Origin of the sequence: Palleronia salina (genome assembly GCF_900141995.1) — a bacterium.
Classification (GTDB): Bacteria; Pseudomonadota; Alphaproteobacteria; order Rhodobacterales; family Rhodobacteraceae; genus Palleronia; species Palleronia salina.
This window is the reverse complement of record NZ_FQZA01000001.1, coordinates 492,406-506,555: the sequence shown is the minus strand read 5'-3', so window position 1 is coordinate 506,555 and position 14,150 is coordinate 492,406. Positions and strand designations below refer to the sequence as shown.

At 68.5% G+C, this 14,150-nt stretch carries 12 protein-coding genes; 5 read left to right on the top strand and 7 right to left on the bottom strand.

Features of this window, described 5'->3' with window-relative positions; genetic code table 11:
• Positions 1-54 precede the first annotated feature (54 nt).
• A complete protein-coding gene (efp, locus tag BUB76_RS02475; protein ID WP_073126287.1) occupies positions 55-618 on the top strand; it encodes an elongation factor P in 564 nt (187 codons plus the stop codon).
• Here the strand turns inward: efp and BUB76_RS02470 are convergent.
• Both BUB76_RS02470 and ygfZ read right to left on the bottom strand, forming a co-directional pair.
• A complete protein-coding gene (locus tag BUB76_RS02470; RefSeq protein WP_073126285.1) occupies positions 615-1,421 on the bottom strand; it encodes a fructosamine kinase family protein in 807 nt (268 codons plus the stop codon). The genes efp and BUB76_RS02470 overlap by 4 nt on opposite strands.
• Positions 1,414-2,145, bottom strand: a complete 732-nt coding sequence (gene ygfZ / locus BUB76_RS02465) for a CAF17-like 4Fe-4S cluster assembly/insertion protein YgfZ (protein ID WP_073126283.1) — start codon at positions 2,143-2,145, stop codon at positions 1,414-1,416. Before ygfZ ends, BUB76_RS02470 begins: the two co-directional genes overlap by 8 nt.
• Before the next feature lie 133 nt (positions 2,146-2,278).
• Between ygfZ and BUB76_RS02460 the strand changes: the two genes are divergently transcribed.
• On the top strand, positions 2,279-3,484 hold the full coding sequence (locus tag BUB76_RS02460; protein WP_073126281.1) for a pyridoxal-phosphate-dependent aminotransferase family protein: 1,206 nt from the start codon (positions 2,279-2,281) through the stop codon (positions 3,482-3,484).
• Positions 3,485-3,626: 142 nt separating this feature from the next.
• Here the strand turns inward: BUB76_RS02460 and BUB76_RS17570 are convergent, their stop codons facing one another.
• From BUB76_RS17570 to BUB76_RS02450, 3 genes are read right to left on the bottom strand one after another with little or no spacing between them, the layout of a single operon-like run.
• Complete coding sequence (locus BUB76_RS17570) at positions 3,627-3,800, bottom strand: histidinol phosphate aminotransferase (RefSeq protein WP_139209926.1); 174 nt, start codon at positions 3,798-3,800, stop codon at positions 3,627-3,629.
• 36 nt (positions 3,801-3,836) lie between these two features.
• On the bottom strand, positions 3,837-4,946 hold the full coding sequence (locus BUB76_RS02455) for a pyridoxal phosphate-dependent aminotransferase (protein WP_073126279.1): 1,110 nt from the start codon (positions 4,944-4,946) through the stop codon (positions 3,837-3,839).
• On the bottom strand, positions 4,943-8,092 hold the full coding sequence (locus tag BUB76_RS02450; RefSeq protein ID WP_073126276.1) for a valine--tRNA ligase: 3,150 nt from the start codon (positions 8,090-8,092) through the stop codon (positions 4,943-4,945). The genes BUB76_RS02455 and BUB76_RS02450 overlap by 4 nt, the downstream gene beginning before the upstream one ends.
• A 141-nt stretch (positions 8,093-8,233) precedes the next feature.
• Here BUB76_RS02450 and BUB76_RS02445 point away from each other — a divergent pair, with 141 nt between their 5' ends.
• Together BUB76_RS02445 and BUB76_RS02440 are read left to right on the top strand one after the other, a co-directional pair.
• Positions 8,234-10,537, top strand: a complete 2,304-nt coding sequence (locus BUB76_RS02445; RefSeq protein ID WP_073126274.1) for a xanthine dehydrogenase family protein molybdopterin-binding subunit — start codon at positions 8,234-8,236, stop codon at positions 10,535-10,537.
• On the top strand, positions 10,518-11,657 hold the full coding sequence (locus BUB76_RS02440) for a T6SS phospholipase effector Tle1-like catalytic domain-containing protein (protein WP_073126272.1): 1,140 nt from the start codon (positions 10,518-10,520) through the stop codon (positions 11,655-11,657). The genes BUB76_RS02445 and BUB76_RS02440 overlap by 20 nt, the downstream gene beginning before the upstream one ends.
• On the opposite strand, the gene BUB76_RS02435 is transcribed toward BUB76_RS02440, so the two are convergent.
• Positions 11,635-12,120, bottom strand: coding sequence for a PaaI family thioesterase (locus tag BUB76_RS02435; RefSeq protein WP_073126270.1), 486 nt, complete (start codon positions 12,118-12,120; stop codon positions 11,635-11,637). The two genes, BUB76_RS02440 and BUB76_RS02435, sit on opposite strands and share 23 nt — an antisense overlap.
• A gap of 67 nt (positions 12,121-12,187) precedes the next feature.
• Positions 12,188-13,051, bottom strand: coding sequence for a methylenetetrahydrofolate reductase [NAD(P)H] (metF, locus tag BUB76_RS02430; protein ID WP_073126268.1), 864 nt, complete (start codon positions 13,049-13,051; stop codon positions 12,188-12,190).
• A 93-nt stretch (positions 13,052-13,144) separates the two neighbouring features.
• On the opposite strand from metF, the gene BUB76_RS02425 reads away from it, so the two are divergent.
• Positions 13,145-14,077: a LysR family transcriptional regulator gene (locus tag BUB76_RS02425; RefSeq protein ID WP_073126266.1), complete on the top strand. Its 933-nt coding sequence runs from the start codon at positions 13,145-13,147 to the stop codon at positions 14,075-14,077.
• Positions 14,078-14,150: the final 73 nt, after the last annotated feature.

Sequence of the window (14,150 nt, the reverse complement as noted above, 5' to 3'; positions counted from 1 at the left end):
CACAGATATAGGTGCCCCGAATAGTCGATCAACCTTTTGTCACGGTTTTGCCCAATGCCTAAAATCAACGGAAACGAGATCCGCCCCGGGAACGTCCTGGAGCACAATGGCGGCCTCTGGGCCGCCGTGAAGGTGGATCACGTAAAGCCCGGAAAGGGCGGCGCTTTTGCCCAGGTCGAGATGCGCAACCTGCGCAACGGCTCGAAGCTGAACGAGCGCTTCCGCAGTGCCGACAAGGTCGACCGCGTGCGGCTCGAGCAGAAGGACCAGCAGTTCCTTTACGAGACCGACGGCATGCTGGTCTTCATGGACAACGAGACCTTCGAGCAGATCGAGCTTCCGGCCGACATCCTGGGCGAGCGGAGGCCGTTCCTTCAGGACGGCATGACCATCCAGATCGAGTACTACGAGTCCGAGGCGCTGAACGCGACCCTGCCGCAGAAGGTCACCTGCAAGGTGGTCGAGACCGAGCCGGTGGTGAAGGGCCAGACTGCGGCCAACAGCTTCAAGCCCGCAATCCTCGACAACGGCGTGAAGGTCATGGTGCCGCCCTTCGTCGGACAGGACGAGGATGTCGTCGTCAACACCGAGACGATGGAATACGCCGAGCGCGCCTAGACGCCCGCGCGGTCCAGTAGCCCGTCCACCATCCCGCGATAGCCCGCGCCGAACAGGCGCAGATGCACCAGCGCCGGCCAGAGCTGGTAGATCGGCCGGCGGTCGTCCCAGCCCGGCTCCAGCGGGCCGTATGCGTCCCAGAAGCTGGCGGGCGGATTGCCGAAGACCGTCAGCATGGCCAGGTCCACCTCGGCATGTCCGTGGTAGCAGGCCGGATCGATCAGGCCGGAAAAGCTGTCCCCCGACAAAAGCACGTTGCCCTGCCACAGGTCCCCGTGCAGCAGGCCGGGCGCGGGGTCTTTCGGCAGCAGGTCGGGCAGGCGCGCGGCCAGCCGCTCGACCCGGCGAGCCGTGTCGCGCGGAAGGTGTCCGGGCCAGGCCAGCAGGCGTCTCTCGGCCCAGAAGGTGGTCCAGTCGTCGGTGGGCGCTGCGGGGCAGGGGACATGGCCGAAGGCGGTGTCTGCGTGCCAGCCAAACTTGTCACCCTGCGCCGTGTGCATCGCGGCAATGGCGCGACCCGCCTCGGCCCAACCCGCATCGCTGCCACGGGCTTCCTCCAGTTCGGAGAGAATCAGCAGGTCATCCCCGTGCCAGAGCACCTTCGGGGCCGGGCACCCCGTCGCGGCGATGGCGTGCAGCATCTCGGCCTCCGTGCCGGCGTCTCCGCCGCTTTTCGCGATGACACGCCGTCCGTCTTCCAGGGTCACGCGGGCGACGCTGGACAGGTCACCCCCCTGGAGGCGCACGCTGTCGCTGACCGCGACCCCCAGGGCCGTCGCCACGGATGTGGCCAGGTCAGCCATCGTAGGCGACGACCGCGTCCCCCGCCTGCATGCCCGCGCCCGCCCGGTCGAACCGCAGCCAGGCCAGCGCCCGCTCACCCGACTGGGTGAACAATGTGCCCGCGGGCTTGCCCGCCGCGGTGATCTCGGTTCCGGGCTTTGCCGCACCGGTCACGGCCACCTGCACCAGGCCCTTCTTCAGCTGGGTCTTGTGTTTCATCCGCGCCGTAACCTCCTGGCCCACGTAGCAGCCCTTGCGGAAGTCGATGCCGTTCAGCCGGTCCAGCCCGAATTCCAGCGGGTAGCTGTCGTTCGGCCGCAGCTCGATCCCCGATTGCGGCACGACCAGCGCGACGCGCAGCGCGTCCCAGTCGGTCGCGTCGCTCGCGTCCGTGTCGCCGATCATGCGCCAGCCCAGGTCCGGATGCCGCGGGTCCGCCAGGGCGCCCTCGGGGGCCGCGCCGGTCCCGCGCGACACCACCAAGTCGGTCATTTCCAGGCCCACGTCGCGGCGGAGGCGATACATGGACAACCTCTGCATCAGCCCCTCGGCCAGATCATCGGCCACGTCGATCAGCATCGCGTCGGCCCGGTGCGAGACGAAGAAATCCGCCAGGTACTTTCCCTGCGGCGTCAGCAGCGCGGCATAGACCAGCGCGCCCGGTTGGGTGACGTCGTTCGTCACCATGTCCTGCAGGAAGTCGACGCGGTCCTTCCCCGTCAGCGCGATCACCTTGCGGCCCATGGTCAGTCTGCCCCCTCTGGTTTGCCTCTGCGGCATTAGCTGGGATGCCGGGCGTCCGCGGTCAATGCGCAATTGACGCCGCCGCGCCCCGCGCCTACGCGAAGATCAAGTCATCGTTGAAGGATTCCGATCCATGTCGCTTGCCAATGGCCGCTCCTACCTTGCCATTCCCGGCCCCTCGGTGGTGCCCGATGCCGTCCTGCGGGCAATGCACCGCGCCGCGCCCAACATCTATACCGGCGAGCTGCGCGAGATGATGCCGGGGATCATCGCGGACCTGAAACGCGTTGCGAGGACCGAAGCGCACTGCGCCATCTACATCGCCAACGGCCACGGGATCTGGGAGGCGGCGCTGGCCAATATCCTGTCGCCCGGCGACCGGCTGCTGGTGCCCGCCACGGGGCGCTTCGCCCATGGCTGGTCCGATATCGCGCGGCGGCTGGGCGCCGAGGTCGAGATCCTGGATTTCGGCAAGCGCGACCCCATCGACGCGGCCCGCGTGGCCGAGGTGCTGCGCGCCGATACCGAGCATCGCATCAAGGCGCTGCCGGTGGTCTATGTCGACACCTCCACCGGCATCCGTAACGACATCGCCGCCATCCGCGCGGCGCTGGACGAAACCGGGCATCCCGCGCTGCTGCTGGCCGATTGCATCGCGTCGCTGGCCTGCGACCCGTTCGAGATGGACGCCTGGGGCGTCGACGTGACCATCGCGGCCAGCCAGAAGGGGCTGATGACCCCGCCGGGCATCGGGTTCGTGTGGTACAACGACCGCGCCGATGCCGCGCGCGAGACGGCCGGCTGCGTCACCCATTACTGGGACTGGCGGCCGCGCACCGATCCGGATCAGCTCTATCTCTATTTCGACGGCACCGCGCCGACCCATCACCTCTACGGTCTTCGCACGGCGCTCGACATGATCCACGACGAAGGGCTCGACCGCGTGCTCGCGCGGCACGCGACGCTGGCCCGCGCCATCTGGGCGGCGCTCGATGCCTGGGGGCAGGGCGGCCCGCTCGAGGTCAACATGGCCGACCACGCGCATCGCAGCCACGCGGTCACCGCGATCCGGCTGGGGGGCGACCGGGCCGACCGCCTGCGCCACTGGTGCGAGTTCACGGGCGGCGTGACGCTGGGCATCGGGCTGGGCATGGCCGAGCCGGGCAGCCCCGAGGCGGGCGGATTCTTCCGCATCGGCCACATGGGCCACGTGAACGCGCACATGGTGCTGGGCACGCTGGGCGTGATGCAGGCCGGGCTTCTGGCCTGCGACATTCCCCACGGCCCCGGTGCGCTGGACGCCGCCGCCGCCGTCTGCGCGGCGGCAGACCCCGGCTAGGGGCGCCGCATCCCATCACTGGTCCTCAAATACTCATGGCCGGCGACACGCCATACCGGAACGCGGCTTTGGCCGCGCGTCCGGCCGGTCCCATCACTGGTCCGAAAACACCCGTGGCGCCCCACGCGCTGCGTGCGCGACGTCAGGACCGGCGCGCCAGCCGCGTGATCGCCTTGTCGGACGCATAGGTCACGCCCAGGGCGGCCAGCAGCCCCCAGATCACCCAGATCGCCATCAGCGCGATGAACACCAGGGGCGCGAGCGACACGAGGAAGGCGCGGGTATAGTCGGGGGCGGGCTGACGCGGATAATCCATGTCGCGTAGGTTAGCGCGCCGCGGATTTCTGTCACGTTACTTTTTCGTGGCCATTTCCAGCGCGATCGGCAGCGCCTGCTTAAGCGTCACCATGTCCCGGTCCGGCCCGCAGGAGACGCGGATGCAACGGTCGAGCGGGGCCACGCCGGGCATCCGGATGAAAACGCCGCGCTCGGCCAGCGATGACAGCACGCGCCGGGCGAAATCCCCGTCGCGCCCGCACTCCAGCGTGACGAAGTTCGTCGCCGTGGGCAGCGGCTCCAACCCGTTCGCGCGCCCGATTGCGGAAATGCGCTCGACGCTTTGCGCGATCATCTCGCGCACCTCGTCCAGGTAGTCGGTATCGGCGAGAGCGGCGAGCGCGCCGGTCTGGGCGATGCGCGACACGCCGAAATGATTGCGCACCTTGCCGAAGCCCCCGATCAGCGATTTCGGCCCCACGGCGTATCCGATCCGCGCACCCGCCATCCCGTAGGCCTTGGAGAAGGTCCGGAAGCGGATGACGTTCGGATGCTCCGGCGCCCAGGCGGGCGCGCTTCGGGCCGCACTGCACTCGGCATAGGCCTCGTCCAGCACCAGCACGCAGGTCTCGGGAATGCGGTCGATGAAGGCGGCGATGCTGTCCGCGTCGTGCCACGAGCCCATGGGGTTGTCGGGGTTCGACAGGTAGATCAGCTTGGCGCCCGTCTCCACGGCCTTGTCCAGCAGCGCGTCCAGGTCCTCGGCATCGTCGCGGTAGGGGACCTTGTGCAGCACCCCGCCGAAGCCCGCCACGTGGTAGTTGAAGGTCGGATAGGCGCCGTCCGAGGTCACGACCGCGTTGCCCCGGTCCACCAGCAGCCGCACGGTCGAGCCCAGCAGCCCGTCGATGCCGGCGCCGACCACGATGTGATCCGCGCCGACGCCGTGATGCTGGGCCAGCGCCTGGCGCAGCTCGTGGTTCTCGGGGTCGGGATACATCCACGCATCCTGCGCCGCGCGGGCCATGGCCTCGACCGCCTTGGGGCTGGGGCCGAAGGGCGACTCGTTCGCGCCCAGCCGGGCGCGGAACGCCGCCTTGGCCGCGCGCTCCTGCGCTTCGGGCCCGACGAAGGGAACGGTGTCGGGCAGCGCGGCCGCCAGAGACGTCAGGCGCGGATCGCTCACAGCTCGGCCAGCCGCGCAGCCGCGGTTTCCAGCCGCTGCTTCTCGTCGGTCTTCTCGGCCAGCAGGGCCTTGGTCTCGGCCACGACCTCGTCCGGCGCGCTGTCGAGGAACTTGGGGTTCTTCAACCGGCCGTTCAGCCCGCCCAGGTCCTTCTCCAGCTTGCCCAGCGTCTTGGCCAGGCGCGCCTTTTCCGCCTCGACATCCACGATGCCGGCCAGGGGCAGGGCAAACGTGCCGCCCTTGACCGCGATGGTCAGGGCGCCCCTGGGCAGTTCGGACGCCTCGGTCAGCGTCTCGATCCGCGCGAGGCGCTGGATGATCTCGGCATTGGCGGCCCAGACCGCGCGGCCCGCGTCGTCCAGCTCGATCTGCAGCAGCTCGACCTTCAGGCCGGCGGGCACGTTCAGCTCGCCCCTCACCGAACGGATCGCCTCGATCAGCGCGATGACCCAGCTGATCTCCGCGTCGGCGGCGGGATCGACAAGGTCGCTCGCGCCCTCGGTGGGCCACTCGCTGACCGCCAGCATCCGGTCGCCGGCCCACAGTTCCTCGGTGATGAAGGGCATCATCGGGTGCAGCAGCGCCAGGCAGCGGTCCAGGACGAAGGCCAGCGTGGCGCGCGTCTCGGCCACCAGCGCGGCATCGTCGCTGGAGAAAAGCGGCTTCGACAGTTCGAGATACCAGTCGCAGACCACGTTCCAAACGAACTTGTAGATCGCGTCCGCCGCCTCGTTGAACTTGAACCCGGCCAGCGCCGCGTCCACCGCGTCGCGCGCGCGGCCCGTCTCGCCCAGGATCCAGGCGTTGACCGCGTGCGACATCTCGGGCCGCGCGCCGCCCTGCATCTCGAGCGCGCCGTTCATCTCGGCGAAGCGGAACGCGTTCCACAGCTTGGTCGAGAAGTTGCGATAGCCCTCGATCCGCTTCTCGTCCAACCGGATCGTGCCGGTCATCGTCGCCATGGCGGCGTTGTTGAAGCGGTAGGCGTCGGCGCCGTATTTCTCGACCAGGTCAAGTGGATCGACGACGTTGCCGATGCTTTTCGACATCTTCTGCCCCTTGGCGTCGCGGACGAGGCCATGGAGGTAGACGGTGTCGAACGGCTTTTGGTCGACCACCGCGTATTGCATCATCATCATCCGCGCGACCCAGAAGAACAGGATGTCGCTGCCGGTGATCAGCACGCTGGTGGGGAAATACCGCTCCATGAAGCTCTGGTCGTCGTCGCCCCAGCCCAGCGTCCCGATCGGCCACAGGCCCGAGCTGAACCAGGTGTCCAGCACGTCGGGGTCACGCCAAACCGGGTAGACCAGCTGCGTGGGGTCCTGCGCGACCGCGTAGTCGGCAAGGCTTTTCGCCATCATGTGCAGCGCGTCGTCGCGGCTTTCGACCTCGACCACGCGGGCGTGGTTCAGGGGCGTGGGCAGATCGTCCAGCAGGTCGCCGAAGCGGGACTTCACCGTGTCGAAATCGGCGGCGCAGTGCGGCTTCAGCTCGCCGTTCGACAGGCTGTCGGACGACAGGATGCGGCCCAGTTCGACCTCGTCCAGCGCGCCGTCGCCCTCGTCGTCGCGGAACCCGTTCGCGTGCAGGTCGAAGCCGTACCAGACCGGGATCCGGTGGCCCCACCACAGCTGGCGCGAGATGCACCACGGCTCGATGTTTTCCAGCCAGTGAAAGTAAGTCTTTTCACCGCTTTCCGGGATGATCTTGACCTCGCCCGAGCGCACGGCGTCCAGCGCGGGACCGACGATCTTGTCGGTGTCCACGAACCACTGGTCGGTCAGCATGGGCTCGATCACGACCTTCGAGCGGTCGCCGAAGGGCTGCATGATCGGCTTCGACTCGACCAGCGGGGTCAGCTGGTCCAGCCGCCGCTCGCCGCCTTCTTCCGGGGCCAGCGCCTTCGCCGGCTCGCCCAGGCGCGGATCGGTGGGCGGCACCATGACGGCCAGCCCTTCCTCGGTGATCTGCTCGACCACCGCGTTGCGCGCCTCGAACCGGTCCAGCCCGCGCAGGTCGTCGGGCACCAGGTTCACGCTGTCGGCCTCGGCCTCGCCCAGGGTCCGCTCGCCCTTGGCCACGGCCATGGCGATGGCGGCGGCCTCGGCGTAGGGGGCGCCGTCGTCGCGCATGGCGCCCTTCATGTCCATCAGGCGATACATGGGAATGCCGCCGCGCCGCGCGACCTCGTAGTCGTTGAAGTCATGCGCGCCGGTGATCTTCACCGCGCCCGATCCGAAATCCGGGTCGGGATACTCGTCGGTGATGATCGGGATCAGGCGGCGATGCTCTTTCGGGCCGACCGGAATTTCGCAGAGTTTCCCGACGATTGGCGCATACCGCTCATCCGACGGATGAACCGCGACAGCGCCGTCGCCCAGCATGGTCTCGGGCCGGGTCGTGGCGATCGAGATGTAATCGCGCTCTTCCTCGAACAGGACGTTCCCATCCTCGTCCTTCTCGACATAGGTATAGGTCGCGCCCCCGGCCAGCGGGTACTTGAAGTGCCACATGTGGCCCGGCACTTCCTTGTTCTCGACCTCCAGGTCGCTGATCGCGGTCTCGAAATGCGGATCCCAGTTCACCAGCCGCTTGCCGCGATAGATGAACCCTTTCTCGTACATGTCGACGAAGACGCGGATGACGGCGTCGTGGAAATTCGGGCCGTCCTCGGGGCTGGGGTCGCCCGGCGCGCCCTGCATGGTGAAGGCCTCGCGCGTCCAGTCCATGGAACAGCCCAGCCGCTTGTCCTGCTCGACGATCTTGCCGCCCGACGTGGCCTTCCATTCCCAGACCTTGGCGACGAAATCCTCGCGGCTCAGGTCCGTGCGCTTGATGCCCTGCTCGGACAGCTGGCGTTCGACCACCAGCTGCGTCGCGATGCCGGCGTGGTCCAGACCCGGCTGCCACAGCACGTCATCGCCCTTCATCCGGTGCCAGCGCGTCAGGATATCCATCAGCGTGTGGTTGAACCCGTGGCCCGCGTGCAGGAAGCCGGTCACGTTGGGCGGCGGCAGCAGGATCGAGAAGGCCGACGCGCCCGGTTTCGCCCCGGCGCCCGCCACGAAGCAGCCGGCCTTTTCCCAGGCGTCGTAGAGGGCGGGCTCGCGCGCGGCGGCGTCGAACGATTTTTCCATGGGCATCGGCGGTATTCCTTCGCAAAACTTGAGGCAGGGGATAGCCAAAAGCCCGGCCAAGGGAAAGGGCGCGCAAGGGCCGCATGCAGGGTGCTGGAAAATCCCGCGCGGACGGGTAGTCTGCCGGTAAATCAGCGAGGATCAGTCATGCAGAGTTTCGGGAAAAGCCAGTCGGTGACGCGCCGCGAGGACCAGCGCCTTTTGACGGGGCACGGGCGCTACGTGGATGACATCGCGCCCGAGGGCGCGCTGTTCGCCGCGTTCGTCCGCTCGCCCGTGGGCCACGCCGAGCTGCGCGGCATCGACACGGACGAGGCCCGCGGCATGTCCGGTGTCGTCGATATTCTGACCGCCGAGGATTGCGCCGCGATGGGGCTCACGCTGGGCATGAAATTCACCTGCGTGCCGACGCAGGACGGCGGCAAGGGCACCGCGCCCGAGCGTCCCTTCCTCGCGCGCGGTCGCGTGCGTTTCGTGGGCGAGCCGGTGGCGATGGTGCTGGCCGAGACCGAGTTGCAGGCCCGCGATGCCGCCGAGGCCGTGATGCTCGACCTCGAAGACCTGCCCGCGCACATGGATCTGTCCACGGGCGGCGAGGCGCTGCACGACGTGGCGCCCGACAATCTCGCCTTCGACTACGGCAAGGGCGACGAGGCGGGCGTGGCGCGGGCCGTGCGCGAAGCGGCCCACGTGGTGCGCCTGAGGGTCGAGGACAACCGCATCATGGTGTCGTCGATGGAAGGGCGCGGTTGCTGGGCGGAATGGGCCGACGACCGGCTGCATGTCTGTTTCTCGGGCCAGGGCGTTTGGGGGCTGAAAGGCGAGCTCGCCGCCAATTTCGGGCTGAAGTCCGAGCAGGTGCGCACCAGCAACCCCGACGTGGGCGGCGGCTTCGGGATGAAGGGCTTCAATTACCCCGAGTACTTCGCCGTCGCCGCGGCGGCGATGAAGACCGGCCGCCCGGTGCGCTGGATGTCGGACCGGACCGAGGCGATGCTGTCCGACAATGGCGGTCGCGACCTGGTGCACGACGCCATGCTGGCCTTCGATGAGGATCTGAAGATCACCGCCTACAGCGTTGAGAACACGTGCAATATCGGCGCCTACAACTCGAATTTCGCGCAGATGATCCAGACCGAGCTGTTCAGCCGCGTGCTCATGGGCACCTACGACGTGCAGACCACGTGGCTGCGCACGCGCGGGATCTATACCAACACCGCGCCCGTGGACGCCTATCGCGGCGCCGGACGGCCCGAAGCGATCTTCACGCTCGAGCGGGTCATGTCGCGCGCCGCGCGCGAGCTGGGCGTCGATCCGCACAAGCTGCGGCGGCGCAACTTCATCAAGCCGGACCAGTTTCCCTATGTCTCGGCCACGGGCGAGACCTATGATGTGGGCGATTTCGCCGCCACCATGGCCAAGGGCGAGGATATCGGGGACATGGCGGGCTTCGACCAGCGCCGCGCGGCGTCCGAAGCCGCGGGCAAGCTGCGCGGCATCGGCAGCTGCTACTACATCGAGTCGATCCTGGGCGATCCGACCGAGCACGTGAAGATCGCCTTCCACGATGATGGCACCGCGTCGATTTTCGTCGGCACCCAGTCGAATGGGCAGGGGCACGAGACGGTCTTTCCGCAGTTCCTGTCGGACCACACAGGCATCCCGGTCGACAAGATCCACTTCGTCCAGGGCGACTCGGACGCCATTCCCAAGGGCGGCGGCACCGGCGGGTCCCGCTCCGTCACGGTGCAGAACAACGCCACCTACGGCACGGCCAAGCGCATGATCTCGGAATTCTCGGCCTTCCTGGCCGACGAGATGGGCGTCGGGCCGGATGACGTCAGCTTCGACGACGAACGCTTCCGCGTGACGGGCAGCAACGACGCCCCCACCATGCTGGACCTGGCGGCGCTGGCGCGAGAGCGCGGGCGCGAGGATCTGCTGACCTTCACCGGCTCGGAGAAACTGCCGGGCCGGTCCTATCCCAACGGCCTGCACCTGGCCGAGGTCGAGATCGACCCCGAGACCGGCGACACCCGCGTCGTGAAATACAGCGTCTGCGACGATTTCGGAAATCTTATCAACCCCATGCTGGCCGAAGGTCAGGTGCATGGCGGCGTCGTGCAGGGGATCGGGCAGGCGATCCAGGAGCGCGTGGTCTACGACGAGGACGGCCAGCTTCTGACCGCCAGCTACATGGATTACGGGGTGCCGCGCGCGACCGATGTGCCGATGATGGCGTTCTCGACCAACCCGGTGCCCTCCACCGCCAACCCGCTTGGCATGAAGGGCTGCGGCGAGGCGGGCACGGTCGGTGCGCTGGCCGCCGTGGCGAACGCGGTCGAGGACGCGCTGTGGGACCGCGGCGTGCGGCAGGTGGACCTTCCGTTCACGCCGGCCCGGGTCTGGACCCTGCTGAACCACGCCCAAGATGCCGTCGCCGCCGAATGAGGACAGGCGCCCCCGGATCAATACCGGGGGCCTGGCCCGGCAGCTGCTGTCGTGGCTTGGACGCGGGCGCCATCTGGAACAGACGGCGCCCACCGCGAGGCGCGGCCCCGTCACCCATGTGGTCATCCTCGACGGCACCATGTCCTCGCTCGAACCGGGGCGCGAGACCAATGCCGGGCTGACCTGGAAACTGCTGCGCGAGCTGTCCCCGGCAGCCGACCTGTCGGTGCGGTACGAGCCGGGCATCCAGTTCACGTCCTGGCGGCAGGTGCGCGACGTGGCCGAGGGGCGCGGGCTCAACCGCCAGATCCGCCGCTCCTACGGGTGGCTGGCGTCGCGGTATCGGCCCGGCGACCGGATCTTCCTGTTCGGCTATTCCCGCGGCGCCTATGCCGTCCGCTCGCTCGCCGGGGTGATCGACCGTATCGGGCTGCTGCGTCCCGAGGCCGCGACCGAGCGCAACGTGCACATGGCTTACCGGCATTACCGCACGATCCCCGACAGCCATGGCGCCCGCGAATTCGCGCGGCTGTTCTGCCACGCCGCGGTCGAGGTGCAGATGATCGGGGCCTGGGACACGGTGAAGGCGCTGGGTCTGCGACTGCCCGTGGTCTGGCGCTGGTCGTCGATGGCGCACCGGTTCCACAACCACGCGCTGGGGCCGACGACCCGATCGGGCTTTCACGCGCTCGCGCTGAACGAGACGCGCGAGGCCTACCGCCCGGTCATGTGGCGGCTGGACGGCGCCTGGGACGGCGACTGCGAGCAGGTCTGGTTCCCCGGCACCCACGGAGACGTGGGCGGGCAACTGGACGGCGTGCGCGCGGCGCGCCCGCTGGCGAATATCTCGCTGGTCTGGATGCTGCAGAAGGCGGAGGCGCAGGGCCTGCGCCTGCCCGAGGGATGGCGCGCCCGGTTCGGCACCGATCCGCAGGCGCCGTCCATCGGGCTGAACCGTGGCTGGGGCCGGATCTTCGTGGCTCGTACCCCGCGCGTCGTCGGGGCTGACCGTTCCGAGCGGCTTCATCCCTCGGTCCTCGCGCGCGGTGCCTTGGGCCCCGATGCCGAAGGCTTGCCGGTGGCCGAGGATGCGGCCGTCAGACGACCGGCAGCGCCATGATCAGGCAGGTGGTCGACCCGGTGGCGTAGAGCCGCCCGTCCTTCGCGCCCCGGATTTCGCCAGTGGCGACCCCGGTGGACCGGCCCGCATGCACGACGGTTCCGGTGGCCACGATCTCGGTGTCCGCGGGCAGGGCGCGGGTGATATTCACCTTGTATTCCAACGTCGTGTAGGTCGACCCGCAGGGCACCTTGGTCATCACCGCGCAGGCCATGGCCGAGTCCAGAAGCGTGCCGTACCAGCCGCCATGGACCCCGCCCATCGGGTTCAAGGTCTGGAAATGCGGCGTGCCGGTGAACCGTACCAGCCCGTCCTCGACATGATCGAGCGCGAAGCCCATGGCGTAGCCGATGGGCGGTCCGGCCCGCTCGCCGCTCAGGATCGCCTGCATGAATTCCAGGCCCGACTGCCGCCGCAGATCTTCGATATCGGCAAGGTCTGCGGCGCTGGCGGCGGTTTTCATGGGCTCGGGTCCTTCGGGCTGTGGTGCGCCCGGACCCTTGCCCAGATTTTCGGCAATGGAAAGCCGGTCAGGCGACCTTCTCCAGCTGCCGCTCGGGGGCGAGACCCAGCGCATGGACCACGTCGCGGGTCAGCTGCGGCTTGTTCAGCGTGTAGAAGTGCAGGTGCTCGACACCGTCGTCGAGCAAGGCCGAGCACATCTCGGTCGCCAGCGCCGTCGACAGCAGCTCCTCGCGGCCGTCGCGCTTGGCGGTCTCGAACGCGTCGTCCAGCCAGGCGGGGATCGGCGTGCCGCAGGCGGTGGCGAACTTGCGCACGCCGGCCCAGTTCTCGATCGGCAGGATGCCCGGGATGATCGGCGCGTCGATGCCGGCCGCGACACAGCGGTCGCGGAACCGGAAGAACGTGTCGGCCTCGAAGAAGAACTGGGTGATCGCCGCATCCGCGCCCGCGTCGATCTTGCGCTTCAGCCAGTCCACGTCGGCGGTGTCGGTTGCCGCCTCGGGATGGCGGTCGGGATAGGCGCCCACGCGCAGGGTGAAATCGCCGGTCGCGGCCAGCGCCTCGATCAGCTCGACCGAGTTGGCGAAGCCCTCGGGGTGGGGCTGGAACGGCTTGCCGCCCGGCATGTCGCCGCGCAGGGCCACCAGGTCGGTCACGCCCGCAGCCGCATAGCTGCGTGCGATCTCCAGCGTCTCCTCCTTGCTGGCGTTCACGCAGGTCAGGTGAGCCGCCACGCGCAGGCCGGTGGTCTTGCCGATGGTGGTCACCGCCTCGTGGGTCAGCGCGCGGGTGGTGCCGCCGGCGCCGTAGGTGACCGACACGAATTCGGGGGCCAGCGGGGCCAGCGTGTGGATCGTGTCCCACAGGCGGAACGACGCTTCGAGCGACTTGGGCGGGAAGAATTCGAACGAGATCGAGGGGGCGGTCATGACGGTGTCCTTGCAGGTTTGGACCCTTGTCTCACGGCGCGGCGCATGAGACAAACTCATAACTTTCAACATCAACATGAGGCGAAGGCGCGGATGCACATCGAATTCCGCCATTTGCGCACGATCAAGGCCATCCACGACGAGGGCGGGCTGGCGCGTGCGGCCGACCGGCTGAACATCACCCAAAGCGCGCTGAGCCACCAGGTCAAGGGCCTGGAGGAACAGGCCGGGGTCGAGCTTTTCGTCCGCCGGTCGAAACCGCTGAAGCTGTCGGCGGCGGGCCAGCGGCTGCTGCGCGCGGCCGAGCGGATCCTGCCCGAGGTCGCCGCGCTCGAGGCCGAGTTCGCGGGCCTGCAATCGGGCAAGTCGGGCCGGCTGCATATCGCCATCGAATGCCATGCCTGCTTCGAATGGCTGTTCCCGGTGCTCGAGAAATTCCGCCACGCCTGGCCCGACGTGGATGTCGACATTCGCCCGGGCCTCGCCTTCGGTGCGCTGCCCGCGCTCATGCGCGAAGAGGTCGACCTGGTGGTTTCGTCGGATCCCGAGGACCTGGCCGATGTGGATTTCACGCCGCTGTTCGACTACGAGCCCGTCTTCGTCGCCGCCTCGCGCCATCCCCTGGCGCAGAAGCCCTTCATCGAAGCCGAGGATTTCCGCGACCAGACGCTCATCACCTACCCGGTGGACCGCGCGCGGCTGGACGTGTTCAGCCAGCTTCTGACGCCCGCCAAGGTCGAACCGGCGGCGATCCGGCAGGTCGAGCTGACGGCGGTGATTCTGCTGCTGGTGGCGTCCATGCGCGGAGTGGCCGTGCTGCCCGACTGGGTGGTGCGCGACGTGCGGCTGCAATCCGACTACGTGACGCGGCCCCTGACCCGGGGTGGCCTGACCCGCCGTCTCTATGCCGCGACACGTTCGGCCGAGACCACGGCGCCCTTCATGGCCCACCTGCTGAGGCTGGCCAAGACCGAGCCGGTCAAGCTGCAACGCCAGTTCCACGGGGGCGACGCCGCGCCGGGCTGATCGCCGCGCGCGCTGCATCACCGGTCCCGAAAAACCGCGAAACCGCGACCTGCCCATCGCGGGCCGCCTGCCA